The organism is Marinoscillum luteum (assembly GCF_044005705.1).
Lineage (GTDB): Bacteria > Bacteroidota > Bacteroidia > Cytophagales > Cyclobacteriaceae > Marinoscillum > Marinoscillum luteum.
In genome coordinates this window covers 49,276-73,947 of the sequence record NZ_JBIPKE010000013.1, presented here as the reverse complement: position 1 = coordinate 73,947, position 24,672 = coordinate 49,276, and the positions used below count along the sequence as shown (strand labels likewise).

Annotated in this window: 16 protein-coding genes and 1 tRNA gene; 5 read left to right on the top strand and 12 right to left on the bottom strand. The window is 43.4% G+C overall.

Translation table 11 applies throughout. From position 1 onward, the window contains the following. Window positions 1-129: 129 nt before the first annotated feature. From ACHKAR_RS05190 to ACHKAR_RS05140, 11 genes are all read right to left on the bottom strand, one after another. Window positions 130-1,353, bottom strand: coding sequence for a glycoside hydrolase family 76 protein (locus tag ACHKAR_RS05190; protein ID WP_395416455.1), 1,224 nt, complete (start codon window positions 1,351-1,353; stop codon window positions 130-132). A gap of 112 nt (window positions 1,354-1,465) precedes the next feature. Beyond that, complete coding sequence (locus tag ACHKAR_RS05185; protein WP_395416454.1) at window positions 1,466-3,238, bottom strand: class I mannose-6-phosphate isomerase; 1,773 nt, start codon at window positions 3,236-3,238, stop codon at window positions 1,466-1,468. A 24-nt stretch (window positions 3,239-3,262) separates the two neighbouring features. Continuing rightward, the gene (locus ACHKAR_RS05180) at window positions 3,263-4,447 is read right to left on the bottom strand and encodes a glycoside hydrolase family 76 protein (RefSeq protein WP_395416453.1); all 1,185 of its coding nucleotides are present in this window, start codon (window positions 4,445-4,447) and stop codon (window positions 3,263-3,265) included. Between the two features lie 15 nt (window positions 4,448-4,462). After that, window positions 4,463-5,692: a SusE domain-containing protein gene (locus tag ACHKAR_RS05175; RefSeq protein WP_395416452.1), complete on the bottom strand. Its 1,230-nt coding sequence runs from the start codon at window positions 5,690-5,692 to the stop codon at window positions 4,463-4,465. Continuing rightward, on the bottom strand, window positions 5,692-7,263 hold the full coding sequence (locus ACHKAR_RS05170; RefSeq protein ID WP_395416451.1) for a RagB/SusD family nutrient uptake outer membrane protein: 1,572 nt from the start codon (window positions 7,261-7,263) through the stop codon (window positions 5,692-5,694). The genes ACHKAR_RS05175 and ACHKAR_RS05170 overlap by 1 nt, the downstream gene beginning before the upstream one ends. Window positions 7,264-7,275: 12 nt before the next feature. Beyond that, a complete protein-coding gene (locus ACHKAR_RS05165) occupies window positions 7,276-10,311 on the bottom strand; it encodes a SusC/RagA family TonB-linked outer membrane protein (protein ID WP_395416450.1) in 3,036 nt (1,011 codons plus the stop codon). 12 nt (window positions 10,312-10,323) lie between these two features. Then, entirely contained in the window at window positions 10,324-12,447 is a 2,124-nt protein-coding gene (locus tag ACHKAR_RS05160) for a LamG-like jellyroll fold domain-containing protein (protein WP_395416449.1), read from the bottom strand. A 159-nt stretch (window positions 12,448-12,606) separates the two neighbouring features. Then, complete coding sequence (locus ACHKAR_RS05155) at window positions 12,607-14,955, bottom strand: GH92 family glycosyl hydrolase (RefSeq protein ID WP_395416448.1); 2,349 nt, start codon at window positions 14,953-14,955, stop codon at window positions 12,607-12,609. Window positions 14,956-14,960: 5 nt separating this feature from the next. Then, on the bottom strand, window positions 14,961-16,103 hold the full coding sequence (locus tag ACHKAR_RS05150) for an MFS transporter (protein WP_395416447.1): 1,143 nt from the start codon (window positions 16,101-16,103) through the stop codon (window positions 14,961-14,963). Further along, window positions 16,103-17,017: an ROK family protein gene (locus tag ACHKAR_RS05145; protein WP_395416591.1), complete on the bottom strand. Its 915-nt coding sequence runs from the start codon at window positions 17,015-17,017 to the stop codon at window positions 16,103-16,105. The genes ACHKAR_RS05150 and ACHKAR_RS05145 overlap by 1 nt, the downstream gene beginning before the upstream one ends. Window positions 17,018-17,019: 2 nt before the next feature. Next, window positions 17,020-17,742, bottom strand: a complete 723-nt coding sequence (locus ACHKAR_RS05140; RefSeq protein ID WP_159580907.1) for a GntR family transcriptional regulator — start codon at window positions 17,740-17,742, stop codon at window positions 17,020-17,022. 383 nt (window positions 17,743-18,125) lie between these two features. Here ACHKAR_RS05140 and ACHKAR_RS05135 point away from each other — a divergent pair, with 383 nt between their 5' ends. The 4 genes from ACHKAR_RS05135 to ACHKAR_RS05120 are packed head-to-tail and all read left to right on the top strand — an operon-like array spanning window position 18,126 to window position 24,083. Then, window positions 18,126-19,190 (top strand): efflux RND transporter periplasmic adaptor subunit, encoded by a 1,065-nt coding sequence (locus ACHKAR_RS05135; protein WP_395416446.1) that lies wholly within the window; start codon window positions 18,126-18,128, stop codon window positions 19,188-19,190. A 2-nt stretch (window positions 19,191-19,192) separates the two neighbouring features. Beyond that, window positions 19,193-22,252, top strand: a complete 3,060-nt coding sequence (locus ACHKAR_RS05130) for an efflux RND transporter permease subunit (RefSeq protein WP_395416445.1) — start codon at window positions 19,193-19,195, stop codon at window positions 22,250-22,252. After that, on the top strand, window positions 22,249-23,547 hold the full coding sequence (locus tag ACHKAR_RS05125) for a TolC family protein (protein ID WP_395416444.1): 1,299 nt from the start codon (window positions 22,249-22,251) through the stop codon (window positions 23,545-23,547). The genes ACHKAR_RS05130 and ACHKAR_RS05125 overlap by 4 nt, the downstream gene beginning before the upstream one ends. Window positions 23,548-23,549: 2 nt before the next feature. Then, complete coding sequence (locus tag ACHKAR_RS05120; RefSeq protein ID WP_395416443.1) at window positions 23,550-24,083, top strand: hypothetical protein; 534 nt, start codon at window positions 23,550-23,552, stop codon at window positions 24,081-24,083. 2 nt (window positions 24,084-24,085) lie between these two features. On the opposite strand, the gene ACHKAR_RS05115 is transcribed toward ACHKAR_RS05120, so the two are convergent. Continuing rightward, the gene (locus tag ACHKAR_RS05115; protein WP_255465170.1) at window positions 24,086-24,214 is read right to left on the bottom strand and encodes a hypothetical protein; all 129 of its coding nucleotides are present in this window, start codon (window positions 24,212-24,214) and stop codon (window positions 24,086-24,088) included. A gap of 119 nt (window positions 24,215-24,333) precedes the next feature. On the opposite strand from ACHKAR_RS05115, the gene ACHKAR_RS05110 reads away from it, so the two are divergent. Continuing rightward, window positions 24,334-24,406: transfer RNA gene (locus ACHKAR_RS05110), tRNA-Met, on the top strand. Window positions 24,407-24,672 lie beyond the last annotated feature (266 nt).

Here is a 24,672-nt window from a genome sequence, read left to right as displayed (position 1 = left end):
GGACAGGAGTCTGGGAATAATATCCTTTATAGCATCCAACAACTGAAGTAATTAAATATCCTGATCTATCTGCAACTGTACAAGAAAAGATGCTCCTTATAAGAGCATCCTTTCATAGCAAGTGCAAGTCTACCTGTACTCGGCAAGCATTCCTTGAATTCTCTGCATCCACGCCTGATCAACAGACTCATATTTACCATCACTGAGTGTTCCATTCAAATTGGTAAAATGATAATAGCCATGATTGGTTGTATTTCTATTGTGGGAATTGATGAAATCAATATTATCCTGAGCATAGTCCAACCAGGCAGAATTGCCATCGGCCTCATAAAGCTTGATCATCGCCTGAGACCCCCAACCGCACCAAGCTGGATTTACTCTAGGGTCTGAAGTATTGAATTCGTAAACGTTGGAAGTATAGTCCCAAAGAACTGTATTTAGCGCAATACCGAGGTTTTGAGCTTTAGTGAGATAACTGTTATTACCAGTTACGTCATAGTAGGCCAGGTATGCTTCTATCATGATGGCATTGTCATAGGTAAACTTCTCATACCGCTTTGTTCCGCCCGGTTCGATTTGCCAGATAAATAGTCCATCACTGCTATCATACATTTCACTTTCTAACCACGCCTTAATTGAATTGGCCCAGGAGAGATAATACGATTGTCCGGTAAGATCATAGAGCCTGATAAACAAATGCATGGCTAGACCATTGGTTTGAGTTGGCTTGACGTTTGGCGCCACATTCTTTGTGCCATCATTCCACCAGAACCCACCGTTAAAGGTATAATCCCAGACACCAGCATTCATAAGCCAGTTAGCTACCGCAATGGCCGAATTCAAGTACTGGGTTTGTTGAGTACCTGATGTAACATTGTAGCAATCAAGGTATGTAATTCCGGTTACTGAATTGTCATCTACATACTTGTCGCCTCCTGCACCTGTACCATCCAGGTTAACTGAGGAAAAATACCCTCCAAGTCCACTGGATGCATAGTCCCACATATTTCCCATAAATGTATAAGTATCATTCATATACGGAAGGTATTGTGTATCACCTTGCCTTACCATTTCCGCATCCGCATAGATGTGGCTGACATTGTACCATTCCCAACAGTTGTTATAATTGGTCGTAAGATTAGCATGATAACTATCATAGGAAGTCAATGTATTTCCATAAATAAAATTATGGGTTTCTTGAGCCTTTGTCCAATATGCAGAATTTGCAGTGGATGAGGGAACTACCCCTGGCTCCATGGGTGGAGAGATCTTGGTTACATCCACCTCTTGATGGCATGAGAAAAGAATCATCAAAACTACTAAGGACAGACTTTTTGGGTTTTCTTTTTTCATTGTGTTATTGATTTATGTTTATTAAAAATTTCCAGAGAGTATTCCGGCCCCCTAGGGGCCGGAATTGGATTCCCACATGACATGGAAAGTCCGCCTTAGTGTCCTACTAGCCCTATTTGATAAATGCCTTTACCACTAAAACGGGGGTTTGAGATAAATTCTCAATAACATATTGATTCGCGGCGGCAGGAATAACGAATGTTTCAGCATACTTGAATATCATGGAATTGTTTTTGGTCGTAACCCGTATTTGACCTCCTTCTACTAGGCTCAACACATGCGCTTTACCTTCTGTATTTATTGTCACCTCTGAGTTGACCACATATCTGTGCACATCATATAAATGCTTTTCGTGGGTGGGCAAATGATACAATTCCCAGTTTTCTGTCTGATCAAGTAGGTAGGGTTTCGAGATGAGTTCGTCCTTTACACTTGCTCCGGATCGTTCGAAATCGAGATTATCCATGCCTCTTTCGATATTCAAGGGCCTTGGATTACCATCCAGATCCAGCCTCAACCAGTCATACATCTTAAAAGTATAGATGTACGGTGTGGAGCTAATCTCTAGTACCAGATTATCCGTTCCTGACCCGTGAATAGTGCCAGGAGGAATGAGATACAGGCCATGCTTTTGTGCATCGAAAACCTGAACGTACTCTTCAATCTTAATTGTTTCTTTATTTTTCTGACTATTCTCCAGAGCCTCCTGAAATGCTGCAGGGGTTACTCCTTCTTGAAATCCAAGATAAACTTTCGCATCATTTTGACAATCAAGTATATAGTAGGTTTCTTCCTGTGTGATATTCTCACCAAAGTTCTTTTTCATGTAATCCAGCTGAGGATGGCACTGGATAGAGAGGTTACCACCATCAAAAGTGTCTAGAAAATCAAAACGAATTGGGAACTCAAAACCATACTCCTCATAGTCGGTTCCGAGTATCTTTTGGCCGGCCATGAACATAAGAAAATCAAAAGAATACTCAAGCATCAATCCTGAGCTCTCGATAATGACCCCATTTTCAGGAACAATCAATTCAAAAGACCATGCATAATTGACCACATCCTGTTCAAGGCCTTCGATTTTGTCTTTGATCCAGGTTCCGCCCCAGGCACCTGGCTCAAACCACGGGCGTACACGAATAGGCTCTTCTACAATTTTAGCCAAGGTCTTCCTCCATTCATTCCCTTTAATCCATGTTATATTCTGCGAACGCTGCCCATCCACCAAAAGATCAATCTCATTTTTCACTCGCTTCTTATGCTTATTGAGTACAACCCAATCAACGAAATAGAACCGTTTGTACATGACCTTCGGGTCTGCAGGCTTAGAGCTGCCCAAATTGAGAACCGATCCCGCCCTTGATCGAAATTGAATTTCGTTTTTACTTATTTCAAAGTAGACATTCACCCCGTCAACTGGGATCAGAGAAGCACCCACTCCATAAAAAATTATCGGTTCGACGGTGTTTTCGGAAGCCAACGTTTTTAGCTGATCTGAATTGAAAAAATCAATAAGCTCGAGACATGTTAGCTTTCCGAAAACCGGATCATCACCTCCTAAAAACGGCCCAACCTTATCGTTGATCTCCTCCTCTGGAAACATAGCATCCTTTACATTCACCCATTTCGGGCGAATATCAATTTTCTCAAACGCGCTATCCAACTGCTGCTTGAGGTCTTCAAACAAGACTCCCACATAGCCATCGATCTTTACATGAGAACTATTAGCCAACTCCCTGGCCAGTGACTCATAACCTTCAAATATTAACCCTGCACCTATATTATGAGTCGGGTAGATATCATATCCGTTTGATCTATTCTCTTTCTTTACGGGTAATTCGTACTGTTGTGTATTTCTAATTTCCTCTTGCTGTGTTACAGACATTTGCTCTTGCTTTATTCTAATACTTTATTCACCTCTATAAATTGCAGCCCTGCCAAATACTTCGATCATACACGCCTGATGCAAAAGCCAGAAGTACCTTCCCTGGCGGTTGCCGGACCAGTCTTCATAAAAGTGGCCCTCCTGAGTGCGCGCATTTTCCCATGCATGATCTGCGTTTTTGATAAAAACCTCAATGTATTCTTTCGATTTGTCGTCATACGTTGACAACTTGATAAATGAGGTCATCAGCTCAGTATTAAACCATGGATCATTCGCCGGAAAGAAAAGTTGATCGTCACGCACAGATGTAAACTTTGAAAAAGATGATCTGGCCGTGGCAATGGACTCATCTAAATAGGATTGCTCTCCGGTGATCTCATAGAGGTTCACCCCTGACATGATCATCATGGCGGCATTGTAAGTCCACTTTACAGGGTTGATTTGATTGGTACCTATGTTTATATCGTTCCAATACAAATCATCAGAAGTATCCCGTAAAGTGTTGTAATTCCACTTATAAGTCCTTTTCGCAAAGTCAAGATATCTTTCTTCCTGAGTCTCTTTATACAGCTCACTGGTGACAAAAGCTGCATATGCGGTAGTATTGGCTGCTTTTATGCAATTGGGGCCGGAGGTACAATCTCCGGCTACTGCTTCCAGCCAGTAGAGGCCACCGCCCATTCGTGAATCTTCACCGGACATGATAAATTCCGTAATTGCAATGGCCCGATCCAGAAACTGCTGATCTCCGAGCAACCTGTAAGCGTCTATCAACTCCATCGCCACAATACAATTGTCATCATAATAGTGGTCAGATTTGACCTCAATTATGGGATATGCCTGATACCCGGGAAGCTCTTCCCTGGCTTCATAAAAAAACTCCAAACCATCAAATTCCTTGTCATGGATGGATTGGTCATAACCCAGCTCATAGAGCACATTACCGGCAGTGAGCATTCCTACATAAGGCCAGAGATAGCAGTACTTGTTATCTCCACCTTGAGTAGGATTATTCTCCCGATATAAGTCACCAGCTTTATAATTGTTTTGGATGAAATCATAAACAGACTTTGCCTTCTCCTTATAAGATATCTCAACACTTGTAGTGTCTTTGTCCGTAGGGTCAACAAGCTGATCATCCACGGGTTCTTTGCAGGCGATTAAGCTGATAATTGATATAATTAGAATATTCACAACTGTATATTTCATGTGTATTTAATAGTACTAATTCAATTCAAACTCATGGTAATAGTGATCCGCTTTGGGATCAAATATTACCCTTACGGTAAATGGTGCTCCATTGTACTCATCAGCAAACTTCCAGGCTCCTTGCCAGTAACCTGCATCAGCTCCAAGAAAATAAACATTGTAGTAGCTGACTGGCTCTTCTCCTGTTGGCCTGACATTATAAGCACTCTGACCCTCTACCAGCGATGCATTCATAGCTTCGTTGTGAAAGCTGCCAAGGTAAGTTTGCGTCCCATCTATCATTAATTTGAAGCGATATCGCTCTTCCTCCCAACCTAACCAGTCTGGGGCTTCCGGATCGCCGGGATTTAGAAAATCAAAAAATCCATTGGTTGATTCAAAGGTGTGATTACCGACATAAGATAATTCCGCCTTGGTGACCTGACTCGCAAATATGTAGAGCTCCAAATCCGATATTTTCTCATAGGAAATGGTGGCAGCAGACAAATTCATCCTTATCCTGTAAACTCCCTCTTCTCCGGTAAATGAGGTAGCCTGATCCCCACTTCTGATTTTACCTTCACTGTTCAGGTAATAGTTGTTTACCGTAGAGTCCGGATTATTCGAATCAACAATATAGAATTCACCCGGTGTTAGTTTAGAAATTGATTCGAAAACACCAGGGTTGAAGTTATCTGTAGGTAGTTCGTTGACAATCTCTTTGAAGGCAACCGCATCTGACAACTCCTCGCCTTCTGTCGCTGATCCATGGATGTACATGTATTTCGGGAAAATCGCCAAACCTTCAGGCCTTGTCAGCGAAAGCCCAAGACTTTGATCAAAGACCTTTGACTGATATCCACTGGAGGCTTTTACAGTCCATTTCACCTTACCCGTTGTTAACTGCTCAATACCTGCCTTGGCAGCTATTATATTCAGAAACACTTGGCTCATAGTAAGCGTAGTTCCTCCTCCTTTGTTATCAGATGAAATGGAATAAATTGGTTCTTCGAATGAGCCGCTTTCCACATCAAATAAAACTGTGTAGAGTATCAATCCCCCATCAGCGGCCTGTGCCGGAGTCCAGTTAAAAGTCACGCTTTCTCCATTTTCAGGATCTATTTGAATTCTTGTGTCATTCACAGGACCTTCCAATGAACCCACCTGCGCTATTTCACTATTAAGTTCAAATTCCTCCTTATTACAGGAGAAAAACATCAAGGCAAAAACCATTGCCAAAACCGAATATTTTCTAATCTTTTTCATTACCAATTTGGGTTTTGTGATAATTTGTCATTGATATCTCTTTCACTTTGCGGAATAGGCCAGAGATAGTGCTTGTCAGTATCAAAAGTTCTTAAATCCACTCTTTCATAACCATCATCCTGTGGTGACACATTGGTTTGTATACCATGTGCCCAGCCGTCAAGTACTTCATCTGCGATTTGCCACCTCCTGATATCAAAAAATCTGTGCCCTGCTTCAAAAGCCAGTTCTAACCTTCTTTCATTGCGTACTATAGTTCGCAATGCTTCCTGGTCATTCCCAGGGTAATTCAATGCTGCAGCACCAGATAAACCAGCCCTTTCACGAATCTGCCGAACGGTATTATTCCAATCAGCAGAAGTAAAAGTTCCTGATTCAATCTTTGCTTCAGCGTAGTTGAGCAAGACTTCTGCATACCTGATCACTATGAGATTCAAACCAGAATTTGATACATTTCTTGCTTGCTGGTCATAAAATTTAGACACATAATATCCGGTAGGTGTGGAATTGGACGAGAAGTTCAACCCATTTGGTTCGGCACCAGGTGAAGTATCGATAGTCACTTCATTTCCACTAAAATCAGTCAAGCTATATTCATCATGAATAATTGTCGCTGAAAGCCGGGGATCTCTATTTTGGTAAGGGTTTGATTCATCGTACCCTGATAATGGATCATCTATAGCAAGGCCATTGGCCATTGGGTAGCTATCAACCAGCTCCTGCAAAGGAGAAAAGTTGGCATAACCACCCAAACTTGGAGGAATCAAGAAGTACTGAATGCCATGCTCCCGATCCACCGGCACATACTGCAAACTCAGTATCACTTCTTCATTATTTTCATTGGCCATGTTAAACAGCCCACCATAGTTAGGAAACAGAGCGTATTCATCAATTAATTGTCCTGCCAAAGCAGCGGCTTCAGAATGCTGACCATTATACAGGTGTACCCTGGATTTGAAAGCAATAGCTGCTCCTGAAGTAATTCTTCCTTGCTGATCTCCCGCAACATCTGAAGGTAAGTCCGAAATGGCCAGATCAAGTTCATCATAGATAAAACCAAGAATCTCAGCTTCATCAGTACGTGTGACCTCCAGCGACTCCTCAATGCTGATTTCATCGGTAATGAAAGGTACGTCTCCAAACAGTTCGATCAAATAGAAGTAATGCCAAGCCCTGATGAACCTCGCTTCTGCGATGTAGGCAGCTCTTTTCTCTTCACTTATCTCGACAACATTATTAATGTTATTTAAGAAAATATTGGACCGGCGAATACTGGCGTAACGACCAGACCACATGCCACGCACCACTCCATTTGAGGCGTCATAGTTTCCATTGGCAATGTTTCGATAGCCTTCCTGTGCCCTGGTATAAGCATCATCACTGAGTGCACTCAATAGTAAATAAGAGTCTGCACTCATTAAGTCAGCATACATGGAGTTCAGAAAGATTCTTGCATCCTCCTCGGTCTGCCAATAATTAAGTTCACTTTGTGCATCCTTAGGCACCAGATCCAAATCGGCACAGCTACTGATCACAGCTATCACCACTAAATATGTTATAATTCGTTTCATTGATCTGTTTGTTTAAAAATTAATATCTAACCCTGCTGAGATGACTCGGCTTACCGGATACACTCGACCACTATAAGGTGCTCCTGCTCCGCTAAGGCTGCCATTGACCTCTGGATCTAGGCCAATGTCAAATGGACTGAATGTTAATAAGTTGAACCCTGACACATAAAATCTGGCATTCGACATTCCAATTTTACCGGTCCACGTTTCCGGTAGCGTATATCCAATCTGTACATTTTTGATGCGTAGATACTTAGCATCAAAAATCCAAAAATCTGACCGGGCTGCATTGTTGACTGATTCAGAACCAATGGTTAATCTTGGATAAGAAGCATCCGTATTCACAGGTGTCCACCTATCCAGATGTTGCTTAAAAACAGGACCTTCGTTGCTATTGTGAAAAGCCTCTACAATTTCACCCCTTACCCACTGAGATCTCTTACCTAACCCCTGTAGAAACAGGCTGAAATCAAGTCCATTCCACTCAGCTCTATATGTGAAACCAAAATTGTATCGCGGAAATGGGTTACCCACAATGAACCGGTCATCTTCATAGTTGATTTCATCATCACCATTTCTGTCTACATACTTAATATCTCCAGGCTTCACACTTGTGGCAAAGATGGGTGTAGCACTTGCATCGATCTCCTCTGTGGAGTTAAAAAAGCCATCAGACATTAGGGCATAGTAAGAATACATCGGATACCCTTCTCTGAGGATGGTCTGAACATCACCACCAGAAATAAACTCTCTTCCTTTTAGGTCAACGACTTCATTCAGGTTATCAGATACGTTCACATTAAATGAGTGATTGAATGAGCCACTTCTGAAACGGTAATCAAGAGCAACTTCCCATCCACGATTTCTTACTGAACCTGCATTTTGAAAGGGTTGCCCCAATCCATAAACATCTGGCACAGGCAGTTGCAATAGGATATCTTCTGTAAGGTTGTCAAACACATCCACGGACAAATTCAACTGATCTTTCATAAAGGAAAGATCCAATCCAATATTTTTCATGGTAGATGTCTCCCAGGTTCTGGAAGCATTGGATACGGAATAAAAAGATCCGGGTACCCCCACATTTCCAAAAGCATAAATATTTGGAGAAGCACTTACTAGACTTTGGTAGCCATAAAGGTCGTTGATGTCCTGGTTACCCAACTTGCCCCATGAGGCACGTATCTTGGCAAATGATATAACTGACGTGAGTGGTTGGAAGAAAGCCTCATTGCTAGCCACCCAACCTAAGGAAAAGGAAGGAAACGTACCCCACCTATTCTCATCAGAGAACCTGGACGACCCATCATATCTCAGATTGGCTTCAAACAAGTACTTGTCTGAAATGGTATACCCTACCCGCCCAAAGAATGAATTAATAGCCCAGTCATTTGCCGATCCGTATGTTTCGCTCTGAAGAATCTCCGATGTATTTCCGATGACTCCAAATTCATTCCCAGGTACATCTAAGCCCGTCACTCCAAAAAATTGCGTCTTGAAACTTTCAGATGAAGCACCAATCAAAACCTCAAACTCGTGATTATCAAATAACTCCAGTTGATAATTGGCAGTAACATACGGATTCAAATAGAGTGATCTACTGTACTGATCCGTTACGGAGTTTTGATTATCACCACCTCCAGGGTAAGCGTACGTTATCGCCTTTCGGAACTGGTGGGTTTGGTTGCTCGTAATATTACCACCTAATACACCTCGCAATGTCAACCCATCTATTGGTTTATATTCCAGGCTAACATTTCCCAATGCTTCATCATTTTGACTAGTCCTGGAACCACCTTGTTCCAGTCTGGCTAAACTGTTACCATTACTACCACTTACCAGGGTATAATCTCCATTCTCGTCTACTATGTCATAAATAGTTGGTATTCGAACTGTCGGCTCTATCAACCACTCGGTCCACCATGCATGATCCTTAATGTCGTTTCTGGCAAAAGACATGCGACCTGACACCTTCAACTTATCACTGATCTCCTTTGATAGGTTAATTCGAAAGTTGTATCTCTTATAGCCATAATCTGGACCCTTGAATAAACTATTCTGGTCCAGGTAACCCAAAGACATAAAATAGTTAAGGCCATTATCAGCTCCACTCATGGATAAATTATGGCTGCTTTGCGCTGCCTGGTCTTTAAAAATCTCTCTGTAATGAAATGTGTTCGGGCCATTTTCCTTAAATCCTAAAATCTGCTCAGGTGTGAAAGCTGGTGATAGCCCAGAGTTGACCAAAGCTTCATTCCGGAGCGTGGCGTACTCCCATGAATCAGCAGCCTTAGGAAAATTAGTCGGCTGCTGGATCCCCATCATTGTGCTGTAAGTGAACTTAGGTTTCCCCGGTTCTCCTGATTTTGTGGTAACTAAAATCACTCCATTAGCAGCCCTTGACCCATAGATTGCTGCTGAAGCTGCATCTTTTAGTACACTTACACTTTCAATATTATTCGGGTTAACATTATTTAGCGAACTGATTACTCCGTCTACCACTATCAGTGGTGTGTTTCCATTGATCGTACTCAACCCTCTGATATTGATTTGAGGTACTGAGCCCGGCTCTGAAGTTCCTTGCTGTATGATCAGCCCGGGAGCTTCACCCTGCAAGGCCTGGTAAGAATTAGTTACAGATTTCCCTTTAAATGCCTGCTCATCAACCTGACTTATGGAGCCAGTTAAGTTTACTTTTTTCTTGGTTCCATAGCCAACAACTACAACTTCTTCAAGTGAAGCGTAATCAACTTCCAGCATGACTTCTATCTGTGTTTGAGCGCTGGACAGTGTAACCTCTCGCGATTGAAAACCAACAAACGACGCCACGATTGTCTTGGTGTTTTCACCGGCTAGTAAAAGTTGGAAATTACCGTCTATATCGGTGATTGTACCATTAGACGTGCCTTTCTCAACTACAGAGGCCCCAATTAATGGCCCATCTTCACTTGTGACTGTACCTTTGATCACCCGCTCTTGAGCAAACAATCCAGTGCTCAACAAAGCCAAAAGGCATAGTGATAAAAATTTTGTATAATTCTTCATCATCTGTATTTGGGTTTATTGTTTTAGGACTTTTTGTGAAATATTGACCTTATCATTAGAGATCTCAATCAAGTACATCCCTTTTGGAAGGTGTGATATATTTAGGGATGTTTGTTGTGTATCTTGACTGAGATATACCCTACCGTCCATTCCGATGATACTGTATGTAAAGGCTCCTTCCAGTCCTTCTATTTTCACAAAATCATTTACCGGATTGGGATAGACCTGAAGACCTACTTGAGAATCAGTAGATAAGGTTACCTGCTCTTCCAACACCCCCACAGTGGTACTTTCCGTTGCTGAACCTCCATAGCTATCAGATACCGTAAGTACTACGTCAAATGTCCCAACTTGCTCAAAACTATGAGTGACCTGCACACCTTCTCCCGTATTTCCATCGCCAAAATCCCAGTCATATGAAAGTTCGTGTCCTTCAGGATCAACAGTAGTTGAAGCGTCAAAATCAACTGTGAGTACCAAAAATCCAGACGTGGCTGAAGAGGTAAAAGCGGCTATTGGATTCTGGTTAACAGAAACAGAAACAGACAAACTAGCCGTACTACTGGCCTCTCCATCTGAAACCATCAATACTACCTCATACTCACCTTCGGTATCATAAGCATGACTAACTGACTCACCAGATTCACTATTGCCGTCACCAAAATCCCAAGTGTAAGTCAGAGCATCTCCATCTCTGTCAGAAGAACCTGACGCATCAAAAGCAAATGTCTGACCAATAACCCCATCCTCAATGTCAACAGTCGCACTGGCCTGAGGAGCCTGGTTTTCGGTATCGGTCGATTGTGTAACATAATAACCATTCTGAACCCAGGTTACGTTGCTCAAAGTACCGGTGTATACCTGTGCTACGTCAGTTGTTGTATTTCCAGCCCCCTCATTGAAAGCCCATGCAGCGATTAAATCATCAGATGCTTCTTCGATAATCGTATCCTTAAGCAGCAAGACTTCACCCGACTTAATTGCGGTATTCCATAACCTTACATTGTCAATTTTTCCAGTAAACCCACGATCTCTGTATTCAGAACCTTCACCAACTGTAAAAGCAGTTGTAGAGACTCCTACTGCATTGGTGTTATATGCTTTGGCCATTTCAGAACCATTAATGTATAGTCTCAGCGTATCCTCGGCATAAGTACCCACCACATGAGACCACTTTCCAGAATCCAGGGCATTGTCTCCTGAGTTGATCAGATTCCAGTTTCCACTCCCTCCAAAATAAAAGTCAACACCGTATGTACCGGCCATTCTTAAAGTGATACCATTTGGCCCATCTGTTCCATTTTCACCTGAAACGATATATCCGTTGTTATTTTCAAATGGGCACACCATCGCTTCAATAGTGAAAGGAGCAGCAGGAGATAAAGATGCATTCACACCAAAGTCCACCAAACTTGGCGTCTGGCTTTTATCAAAAACTAATGAAAAGTCCTCCTTTAAAGATACTCGGGTAACTGAGTTGCCTAAAGTTGCTGCATAGGCACCACCAGCACTTGAAGCTGTGCTTCCAGATACTTCATTAAACAACCACGCAGCGATTAAACCCGTCTCTGTACCGGCTGGTTCTTCAAACAAACTTTCTTTGATGGCCGTCTCTGAGCGAGCTTCAGACCATATCTGCACATTGTCAATAATACCTGTAAATCGTCTTTCCTTCCATGTAGCACCCTCTCCTATAATCAGATTCTGGGTTGAGGTAATCATTGGCTCAGCTGGTTGATTGGATGTGACCGAATCTCCATTCATCAAAAGTACCAGGTCGGTACCATCATAGGTAGCCGCCACGTGTGTCCATGTTTTCAAAGGAACTGTAACTTCTCCACTGTTAATGGTATGCCATCCAGGAATACCGTGAACAAACTCTACAGCGTCATTTGTTGACATCCGAAACGAAAATCCTTTTTGATCATCCTCAGTAGCCATAATGTAGCCATTAGTATTGGCAGCTTCCAGATAAATCCATGCCTGATAGGTGTAACTTCCTTCAGTGAGGTAATCGTCATTATAACCTGCATCAACATAACTATCAGTGTTGCTTGCATTCAATTTGACTGCTCCATTCTGGCCTAAAGCCGAAATAGCTATGGTGCAAAAGAGTAAAAGTAAGTAGGTATGTCTCATATGGGTTTTAGTTTAATTGATGCTAATTATTCTCCATTTTAGTTATTAAGTCCAAATGTTCAGACATATCAAATGTAATAAATATTTTTTACAAATCAATATCCTGAATTGCGATTATTGCAATACGTAGCCCCATAGAGATCTCCGTATTGCCTTATTCTAATTCCCATCATAAAGCTCCTTCTGAGGACTACTTCCCATCTCAATGATAATATGAGCTCCATTTTTCAATCGTTCATAAGGAATTTGGCTTTCCGTAAATAGTGATCCGTCAATGTTAATGGACTGGATGTACATATTGTCCTTGCTGTTATTACTTGCTTCTATAGTTAGTTTGTTGGAAGCACCTGTCTGAATTTCGATTTTGTCAAAAATTGGGCTTCCAAACTGGAATGTTGGTTCTGTCTCAATCAAACCTTTCACATCAAACAGTCCCATGGCAGCCATGACATACCAGGCACCTAACTGACCCTGATCTTCATCCTGACCATAGCCATAACCATGCACAGGCCCTGTTCCATAAAACTCATCACAGATCCGTCGGACCCATTTTTGCGTCAACCACGGATGATCGGTGTAATTAAACAACCACGGGATATGTAGATTCGGTTGGTTACCCTGATTGTAGAGGTACGTCAGGCCTGCAAAAGCATCTATTTCTTCTCCTCCGAACTTTGTCTTTTCTGAAACGGTAAAGATGGAATCCAGCCGATCTACGAATTTCCTTTCACCCATTCTGGAAATGAGTGCTTCGGGATCATGCGGCACATAGAAGGTATACTGCCAGGCGTTTCCTTCCTGGAAACCTATCCATGGCGCGAAGGTGTCAAAATCCTCAATGAACTCACCGGAAGGCATGATAGGCCGCACAAAATCAATCTCATCATCATAAAAGTTCTTCCAGTTATCTGCCAGAGCCATTAACTCTTCATATTCTTCATCCTTACCGAGTGCTTTAGCAAACTGCGCAACTGAATATGCACTGTAAGCATACTCCAGTGAATGCGAAACGGAAAAACCTGAACCTTCTGAGGTGGTATTCCAGCCAGGTACATAAGCGACGTATCCATTTTTAACAAAACCTTCCAAATCGGTCTTACCAGCACCCTCTATTCGGTTCTGATAGGCCACTTCGTTTTTGTACGCCGCCTCGAAAGCCAGTTCCACATCATAGTCCCGAATACCACACTGATAGGCCGATGCGATAATCAGACTTACGAAGTTGGTACCAACCCCTGAGACAAATTTCGAATTGGCGATACCATCACCCAACCAGCCTGAGTTTTTATAAACAGCGAGGTGCGTTTGCACAAAGTCATTGTAGTATTCTGGCCATGCCAAAGCCCATAGCTGTGTCAGGTTCCAGTATGCACCCCAGACCGCATCTGTATTATAAAAGTTAAACGCTGGCTCACCAGACTCTTTCAATGGGATACTCCCAATAGATCCATCATTCTGTGGAAAGCTACCATCTACATCACTTGCAAGTCCTCGACCTAATAGAGCATGGTACAAACCAGTGTAAAATTTGGTTTTATCCTCTTCGTTCGAACCAGAAACCTTTATTTTATTCAGTTCTTCTGCCCAAATTTCCTGAGCAGCAAGCAGCGCATCCTCAAATGTCAGATCCGCTGCTTCTGCATCTAAATTTTCCCTGGCATTTTCAATGGATGTGAATGAAAAACCTGCTTTAATTCCAATGGACTCATCTTCCTCTGTAGTATACTTAAAGTATATGCCTGCTCCTTTTCCTGAAATACTCGCTTCACCTTCATAAGCCTCTTCGTTTCTAAATGTACCTATAGCGTCAGGGTTTCGATCCAGAACCCCTGAAAAATACATTCTGACTTCACCTCCAGCCTGATATTTCTTCACATACTCAGGGTAAGTAATCACCCAGCCTTCTACTTGTCCATCACCTACATAGCGCACCATCGCATCCTTCACCTTACCACTTTCTCCTAGCTGGTTACCAATATCCAGAAGAATATATGAATCCCTGGATTGAGGAAAGGTATATTTTTGATAACCTACCCTTTTGGTGGCGGTAAGCTCTGCTGTTACACCATAGTCTTTGAGCAACACCCTGTAGTAACCAGGTGAAGCCTCTTCATCCTTCTTATCAAACCTGGAACGATATCCACCATCAGGATCATCCAAAGTACCTGGGATGGTCCTTAGATCACCGGTCATGGCGGTAAACAATAGTCCTCCCACCTGAAACTCATGAAGGTTCGCAAATCCTTCAATACTCTCATGACGTGAATCATACCCTACAGCTTCCCATCCTTGTTCATTACCATAGCTACCATCAGTAGATGGGCCTAGCTTGGCCATCCCAAAAGGAACGGCTGCTGGCGTATAAAAAAACCATCGACTGTGAGCTGTCCCAATATTTGGATCTACATAATCCAGAACGGACGCTTTAGCTTCTTGAGTAGGAGCTGATTGCGGAACATTGCAAGAGAAAGCCACAACAACCAGAAATAAGTATAAAATATTTTTCATGAGTACTAGTGTTTTTTTAAAATAAATGAAGAACCAAAAACGTATAGCGCACAGATCAGAACCACTACAAAGCTTAAAGAAGCCCCCAACATTTTATTGACGAGCCCCATGACCGGAGGTATTACAGCTCCACCAACCACAGCCATTATCATTAAGGCTGATATTTCATTTGACCGCTCTGGAAGCTTGTTGATCGTTAGTGAAAATACGAGTGGAAAGAGATTGCCAGAAACCAGACCAATCAATGCAATTGACACAATAGCCAGACTGGATGATGGCGAAACCATTAATAAAATGATGAATAAGCACGAAAGCAAAGCTGACCAAACTAGGAATGAGAAGTTCTTTACTTTAGCCAGTAAAATTGCCCCGAAGAACCTACTGACCATCAGCGCAAAAAAGTAAACACTTATACCGAGAGATGCCTTCTCAAGGGTCAAACCAAACTTTTGAACCAGTAGGTTTTGAATGTTGGTGTTCATACCCACATCCAGACCTACGATTAGAAAGATGGACACCACCATTGACAGGACCAATGGGTTCCGAAGGAGCTTGAGACTTGAACTGAAAGAAGCTTTTTGTGTGGTTTGGGCCTCTTCAATATTCACCATTATCAACCATGTGCCAGAGATAATGGAGACTGCACCATAAACAAGGAAAACATGCTTCCAGTCACCAAATCTCGTCACCATTATGGTCACAATGAGAGGCCCAATCAATGAACTGATTGCTTTGATGAATTGTGATAAACTCATAAAGCTGGAGAATTTACTCTCCGGCACAGCATCTTTTAGTAGTGGATTAGAAGCAACTTGAATTACTGTATTTCCAACACCGAGAAATAAAAATGATAGCAAAAGCGTAGGGTAAGAATAATGGATAAATGGCACAAACATTCCCAAGGAGGTTAGGAAAACACCTGTTATCAAGATTCTTTTCTTGCCTAATCGGCTCTGCAATACTCCAACCGGGATCGACAGAACAAAAAACCAAACGAATACCATGGATGGGATCAACTGAGCCATGTCCGGTGTCAGGCTAAAATCTCGCTGAGCATAACCTGTAGAAACACCGACAATGTCTACAAAACCCATAACGATATAGGATAAAAGGACAGGTGCTATTAATTTGATTGATTGACCTCTCATTAGTTCATCAGTTTGAGCGTAGTTGATAACTCGGAATAATAGCCCTTCTCGAAAAGGCTTGCCCCTCCGATTAGGGCAGCATTTTCATTGAGTTTCGATACAGTTATTTTAATTTCAGGTAATTGCTCCTGAAGTTTATCCCCAAAATATTCAAAGGCCTTAGAGATGTTCCCACCGAGAATCAACACTTCGGCATTAAATAGAGAAAGGTGAGGTTTCAGGAACTTCCCCAGTTCTGAGCCGAAATCTTTGAACACCTCATATGCAGTTGTGTTTTCTTTAGCCATTTGATATATATCCAGTACAGAATCAACTTTCTTGCCTGTCAGTTGATTAAATGAATTGATCAGACCCCTGGTAGAAAACAGATCGTCGGCCATATGTCCGTCAAAGTATTTATCATACAAGACACCTTGCTCTGGAACGTTAGGCCCATTGACAATAGGCTGTCCATCAATCAAAAAGCAAGAACCGAAACCAGTCCCCAACGTTATAGCGACACATCTCCTAAAAGTGGACGCTTCTCCAAATTTTGCTTCTCCGATTGAAAACGAAGCTGCGTCATTGATAAACCGAATTTTATCGCCTGGTAGATTTAACCGCGAGGAAAGTTCTTCTCTTATGTTTACCTCATACAGTGAGTCAAACTTCTGCACACCCTTGATTAAACAGATTCCATTGTAATAGTCAAACGGCCCTGGTACTGCCAAACCAATACCTTCTACATGAGCTACTCCGCTGATCGACATGGTCCGCTGAATCGCTTCAGTCCATTGAGATAATATTTCTGATTTAGAAGCTCCATTGTCAACCGGAAGTGTAACAATAGTATTTTTCATTAATTGTTTGTTCATATGTTCAAACATTCCAGAGGTTATGTGACTACCTCCTATATCTACTCCTATGCTATACATCATTATCGTCTGATTTCTATTGTGTAGGTAAACATGTCTGACCGATAGTAACCAATATTGTACTCCAATGGTCTATTTCCTGGATCTGACACATATCGCTCTCTAATGAGGATGGGGTCATTTTCCCCTATCTTCAACTTCTTCGCCTTACTTCCCGCTAAACCAGCCTTAATATTCTCTTTCGAAATAGCTGGTATGGAATGATAATCCCGCTCAAGAATATCGTATAGTGGCTTACTGAAATCTTCATTACCTGTTAGACCTATACGGGGCTGGAAATAACTTTCAAAATAAACAAGAGGTTCTTCTGTGCCTTTAAGTCTGGAAAGTTTCAGAACCTTAAATCCCGGATCAACATTCAGAAAATTACTAATTCTCTCTGAAACAACGACCCACTCAACTTCCAGTTCAAGGTTCCTAAAGGGTATTCCCTTTGAACTCATCTCCTGAGTGAAGCTATGCCACTCCCCCAGGTTGGTACTTATTTCTCTTTTAGCGACTTTTGTTCCCACTCCCTTCTTCCGAAATATTAAACCTTCATACTCGAGTTTGTTGGTGGCTTGTCGCACTGTATTTCTAGAAACTCCTAAAAGTTTAGATAACTCAACCTCCTTTGGCAAGAATGCACCATTGGTATAATTGGGATGATCAATCAGATCTCTCAATAATTTCTCCACTTGTAGGTGAAGAGGTACAGGACTGCTATGATCTACTTTTAAATCCAATTAAATAATCTAATATGTTTATTTGTTCAAACATAATGAATAGTTCAAGAATACACCAATTTCACTATTCATATTTACACATATCGTAACAATTCATTCAGATAGATACAAAACCAACAAAATAATGAGGTATTAATTAATACTGATTCAACTTATTGACTAGAAGCTTTGGACAATCTCTGATCCCCTAGTATTCCCTTCAGTTTCTTCATATCCTGGCTTACCTTTTCCAGTCTCGGTGCGATCTACGATACCGAAACCGCTTAAGCCAATTGAGTACCTCTCATCCTCCTTATGAGCTGAATTTCGACCTTTGTCCACTACCTTTATGAATCAGATTCTGATCAGTAAAAGGGAGAGAACCCGCAGACAACACTAATTCCATGAACAAAAACATCAAAAGGCTGCTGTACATCATCATTGCCCTGGTCATACTTGGCTTGATTGCCTATCCGAAAATCCCAAAGGGTGGTGATAAAGCTAACGAAGCTGTGCAAGCTGCAAGTGGCCCCCAGATCACCGTAGATGCCGTTATTCTAAAGAAAGAGCAACTCAAAAACCAGGTAAATACCACCGGGAGCCTGCTGGCAGATGAGTCAGTGACTTTGAATGCGGAAGTAGCGGGCAAAATAGAAGCCATCTCCTTCACGGAGGGGCAAAAAGTGAAAAAGGGTGAACTCCTGCTCAAACTAAATGACGAGGAGATTCTCGCAGAGATAGAAAAGCTTCGATTTACAGTGAAACTGAATGAAGACAACGAGTTTCGTCAGCGTCAACTATTGGAAAAGGAAGCCATCAGTAGCGAAGAATATGAAACTGCCCTCACCACCCTCAACACGGTAAGGTCAGAGATTAAGGTTTTACAGGCCAGGCTTGAAAAGCATTATATCCGGGCACCCTTTGATGGGACGGTAGGCCTTCGAAGCATCTCCGAAGGTGGTTACCTCAACCCCGGGACGCGTGTAGCTGAACTTTACAAAATCAACCCAATCAAACTGGAATTCACCATCCCCAGCAAGTACATTGGAGTGGTCAATGTGGGAGACCGGATAGACTTCACAGTGGATGCATATGATCAAAGCTTTGGGGGTACCATCTATGCCATTGAGCCACAGATAGACCCACAGACCAGGAGTATTCGCTTGAGAGCAAAAGCTGATAACACGGGTGGGAAGCTTTTTCCGGGACAGTTTGCCCGGATCAGTCTGACGCTGGAGGTCATTGAGGATGCCCTGCTGGTGCCCTCAGAAGCGGTAATTCCGGAACTTAATGGTAAAAAAGTCTATTTGTACCGTGAAGGTGTGGTCAACTCAAAGCAGGTGACCTCTGGTATCCGTACGGAAAACAGGTTGCAGATTATAAGTGGCCTCAATGAAGGAGACACCGTAATCTCCAGCGGGATTCTTCAGATCGGTCAGGGCATGGAAGTAAACCTCAACATCAAATAGCCATGGCCAGCATCTCTAACATCAGTATAGAACGCCCTGTATTAGCCATTGTGATGTCAGTGATCATCATTTTGTTTGGTGTCATTGGATTCAACTTTCTGGGCGTACGGGAATACCCGAGTGTGGATCCACCGGTTATCACGGTTTCTACCAGCTATACCGGGGCCAGTGCAGATGTCATCGAAACCCAGATCACAGAGCCCCTGGAAGAATCGATCAATGGGATAGATGGCATCAAAACCCTCTCCTCGATCAGCGCCGATGGTCGCAGTACCATCACCGTCGAGTTTAATCTGGAAGTAGACCTGGAAGCAGCCGCCAATGACGTGCGCGACAAAGTATCCCGGGCCATCAGAAACCTTCCCCCGGATGCAGATCCGCCTATTGTGACCAAAGCAGATGCCGACTCCAGCCCTATCATTGCCCTCAGGATATTCAGCGAGAAGCGCAATCTGTTGGAAATGACTGAAATAGCAGACAACATTTTCAAAGAAACTTTTCAGACCATACCCGGCGTAAGTGAAGTCAGGATCTGGGGTGAAAAGAAATATTCTATCCGGCTTTGGATGGATCCTGATAAGCTGGCTGCCTATCGCCTTACTCCACTGGATATTCTGAACTCTGTGGGTGACCAGAATATTGAACTCCCCTCCGGGCGAATCGAAGGATCGGCCACAGAACTTACCGTACGAACTTTCGGACGGTTATCCTCCCCTGAGGAATTCAATGACCTGATTTTAAAGGAGTCTGACAATGACATTGTGCGATTCAGAGATATTGGCAGAGCCGAATTTTTTCCTGAGAATGAACGAACAGCACTACGCAACAATGGCATACCTCTGGTACTCAATGCCATCGTACCACAGCCTGGCTCCAACAACCTGGAAATCGCCGCGGAATTCTACAAGCGCCTTGAAGGCCTTCAGAAAAACTTGCCAGAGGACATTTCCACGGAAATAGCCTTTGACAATACGCAGTACATCAAAGAATCCATAGCGGAGGTACAGCAAACCATTTTTGTAGCCTTCGGACTGGTAGTGCTGATCATCTTTGCCTTTTTAAGAGACTGGCGTACCACGTTTATCCCCGTGATCACGGTGCCTATTGCCCTGATTGGGTCGTTTTTCACCATGTACGCCCTGGATTTTTCAATCAACGTCCTTACGCTGCTCGGTATTGTACTGGCTATAGGGCTGGTGGTGGATGATGCAATTGTGGTACTGGAAAACATCTACAGCAAGATAGAGGATGGCATGGAGCCCGAAGAAGCAGGTAAGAAAGGGACCAAAGAGATTTTCTTTGCGGTCATATCTACCACTGTGGCACTGACCTCCGTATTCTTCCCCATCGTGTTTCTTCAGGGCCTCACAGGACGTCTTTTCAGAGAGTTTGGCATCACCGTAGCGGTGGCAGTGGTCATTTCTTCTTTTGTGGCACTCACGCTTACCCCGATGCTTTCCAGTAAAATGCTCAAGAAAAGGGAGCGAAAGCAGTGGTTTTATCGCAAAACCGAACCCTTTTTTATCTGGATGAATAATGGGTACAACAATGCCCTTGACTCCTTCATGGACAACAGGTGGTTGTCAGGACTGATCATCATCATATCAGGAGTGCTTATCTACATCTTTGCCCTCACTCTGCCTTCAGAACTCTCCCCTCTGGAAGACCGGGGACAGTTCAGAATATTCGCTACTGGTCCCGAGGGAGCCACTTTCGAATACATGGATGCCTATGCTACAGAAATGACCTCTGTACTTTCAGAAAAGGTACCCGAAGCAAAATCCATCATCACCATTACTTCACCGGGTTTCACATCATCCGGGTCGGTCAACTCGGCTTTCATTATCATGAAACTGGAAGACGCCAAAAATAGAAAGCGCACACAGCATGAGATCGTTATGGACGTACAGCCAGAGGTGGCTAAAAGCACAAAAGCACGGGCTTTTATCAATGAACCCGAATCCATTGGACGGAGCTTTGGTGGCATGCCGGTGAGCTTTGTCATCCAGGCCAGAAACCTGGATCAGCTCAAAGAGGTGCTCCCTGCTTTTTTAGCAAAAGCCTCGGCCAATCCCCATTTCAGTTTTGTGGATTTGAACCTGAAATTCAACAAGCCTGAGATTGGAGTACGAATAGATCGTGAAAAGGCTCAGACGATGGGCGTTTCAGTGAAAGACATTGCCCAGACGCTTCAACTGAGTCTGAGTGGGAATCGATTCGGCTATTTCATCATGAATGGAAAGCAATACTACGTGATCGGTCAGCTGGAAAAGAGCAACCGAAATGAACCTCTGGATTTAAAGTCAATCTATGTAAAAGCTAGTAATGGGGAGCTGGTACAGCTGGATAATCTGGTCACCCTGGAGGAACGCTCCACTCCTCCTCAGCTCTTTCATTACAACCGATTCACTTCAGCCACTGTATCAGCCAAACTCGCCGAAGGGGTTTCTCTGGGTGAGGGGCTGAAAGAAATGGACCTGATTGCCGAGGAGGTGTTGGATGATCGTTTCCAAACAGCCCTTTCGGGAACGTCTCTGGAGTTCCAGCAAAGCGCAAGCAACCTCTATTTTGCATTTGCTCTGGCGCTGATATTGATATACCTGGTGTTGGCAGCCCAGTTTGAGAGTTTCCGCGATCCGCTGATCATCATGTTTACGGTGCCATTGGCTCTGTCAGGCGCGCTGCTCAGTCTTTGGTATTTCAACGAATCACTCAATATTTTCTCTCAAATCGGGATGATCATGCTGATCGGACTCATCACCAAAAACGGAATTCTGATAGTGGAATTTGCCAACCAGCGTAAAGCACAGGACTATTCCATCATGGAGTCAATCAAAGGGGCTGCAAAAATGCGATTCAGACCCATCCTGATGACCAGCTTATCCACCATTCTGGGCATCCTCCCCATAGCCCTGGCGTTGGGTGCAGGTGCAGAAAGCCGTGTATCTATGGGGATAGCCGTGATTGGGGGCATGATTATCGCCACCTTTCTGAGCTTATTTGTGATACCGGCCATTTACTCATTCCTTACCAGCAAGCAAAAAAGACTAAGCAGAGTATGATAAAAGGACTTTTCATTCTGATCGGTATGATTTCATTTATTCAGGATCCGCATCTGGTAATGGATGAAGAAACTGTCGTATCTATCGCCCTGGAGAAAAATTTTGACCTGATCCTGGAATCGTATCAGGTAGTATTAGCGGAAAACGATAATACCATGGGGAATGCAGGCATGCTCCCTACCATCGACCTGAGTGGGGAAGCCCGGCAAAGTATTCAGAACACTGAGCAACAGTTTTTCTCAGGAGATACACAGTCCCGCACAGCGGCCAAAACCACCAATTACAATGCTGGTGTCAATATGGCCTGGACCCTTTTTGATGGACTGAAGATGTTTGCCACAAAAGAACGACTGGAAGAGATTCAAAAAACCAACGAATACGCCTTCAGGGCCCAGGTGCAGAACGTGCTCTCAGATGTAATGAAGGCCTTTTACAACACGGCCCTGGAGCAGGAACGATTGGCGCTGCTTCAAAGTACTCTGGCCCTCTCAGAGGAGCGGGTGGGTATCAGTAAGGAGAAATATGAAGTGGGCAAGGCCAGCAAGCTGGAATACCTGCAGGCTCAGGTGGACTACAACACCGACCAGTCTGCGCTGGTACGTCAGCAGGAAGTCATCGCCCGAAGCAAACTGGCGCTCCTCCAACTGCTGGGACTGGATACATCGGATAGCCTGTCACTTCAGTACAACTATGAGCTGAATGGGCTACTAGCTCTTCCTGAGCTGGAAGAGACCGCCCTGCAGCAAAACCCGGATCTGCAGTACCTCCAAAGTCAGCGGGAAGTAGCCGTGCTCACCACGCGGGAGCGAGAGCGGGAGCTGTATCCCTCACTTGACTTTAACCTGGGCTACAACTATTCCAACCTGAAGGCCGAAGCGGGTTTCCTGCAAAGCAACAGAACCAATGGTGTCAACTATGGCCTCTCTGCTACCATGACCCTCTTTGATGGGCTCAACCAGCAAAGGGCCATACAAAACTCCAGGATCCAAAGTGAGTACGCCATGACTGCTTTTGAACAAGCCAAAATGCAGCTCCTTACCGCCATTAGGTCAGGATTTCTGACTTTGAAAAATTCACTCACCCTCGTGGCGCTGGAAGAGCAGAACCTGGAAGTGGCCAAGGAAAACGTGGAAATCGCCCTGGAGCGATACCGCATTGGTAAATCCAACCCACTCGAGATCAGAGAAGCACAAAACAATGCTGTGAATGCCCAGATCAGACACCTGGAAGCACTTAACTCGGCCAAAATCGCCGAAATTGAACTCAAAAGATTGAGTGGTCAAATCATCAATTAACCATGAAAAGATTAATCATTCTACTGCTGATTGGTTTATGTAGCGCTTGCCAGACAACAAAAAGTTGGTATGAAATCACCACCAACAAGACCGCATTGCAAGCCTCTGAGCTAGATAATGTCCCCGACAGCAGTCAAATTATCATTACCTATTCGTTCCTGCCTGCTTCACAGCTGATGAACAGGATGCTGGAGCAGTTGAAAGACCAAAACATTGACCTTCAATCCTCTGACCGGGACAAGCTTACTTTTAGCACATCCCCCACCTTTATCGGACAAAACACCCAATATAAAATGGAGGTACGGCTGGAGCCAAGCGAGGTGGAACTCTTCAAGGGCAAAGCCACAATAAGAACCCTCTACAAAGAGGGTGGTGAAGTAAAAGGACAAGCCTATGCCGAAGACAGCAGGGGCACCACCTTCGCAGCGAACTCACAGTGGCAACTTGCTGAGAAATCAGATAGCCGGTCGGGTTACGCCTTTTTTCATGCCTACCAGTTCGCTAAATCCACTGCCAACCTGATGAAATTTGAATGAAATCAGCCCGATTTTCGCCGTTCGAAGTGTTCGATGATTACTTTGGCGATGTATTCATTAACAGTGAGGCCCACCCTATCGGCGGCAGCCGAAACCAGCTTAAGGTATTCAGGGGTAAGTTGTATTTTCATCCCTATTGAAACGATTTACAGCACCAGGATGTTTTAAGAGCATAACAGATAAAGTTTTCAAATAATTAAGCAGAAGGCTTTGCAAATCTAAAAGACTGTACTACTTTTGCAGTCCACATCGCGGGATGGAGCAGTTGGTAGCTCGTCGGGCTCATAACCCGAAGGTCACAGGTTCGAGTCCTGTTCCCGCTACTCTGAAAATCAGGCAGTTACATTTTTGTGACTGCCTTTTTTATTGCCTACGTTATGTACTTACGTTATGTAAATTCATTTTTATGGATCAAACGCGATTTCTGCTAGGAGATTGTATTAATAATGTATGATATGGTAGTGGTCTGATACTTATATGGCTCATCCCAAACTGATTGCACACTTAACCTTCATTTTCTTTGCTTGCCCAAAGAAAACGAAGCAAAAGAAAAGGCACCAACGCAAAAAATCATTTTGACTAATCTGGT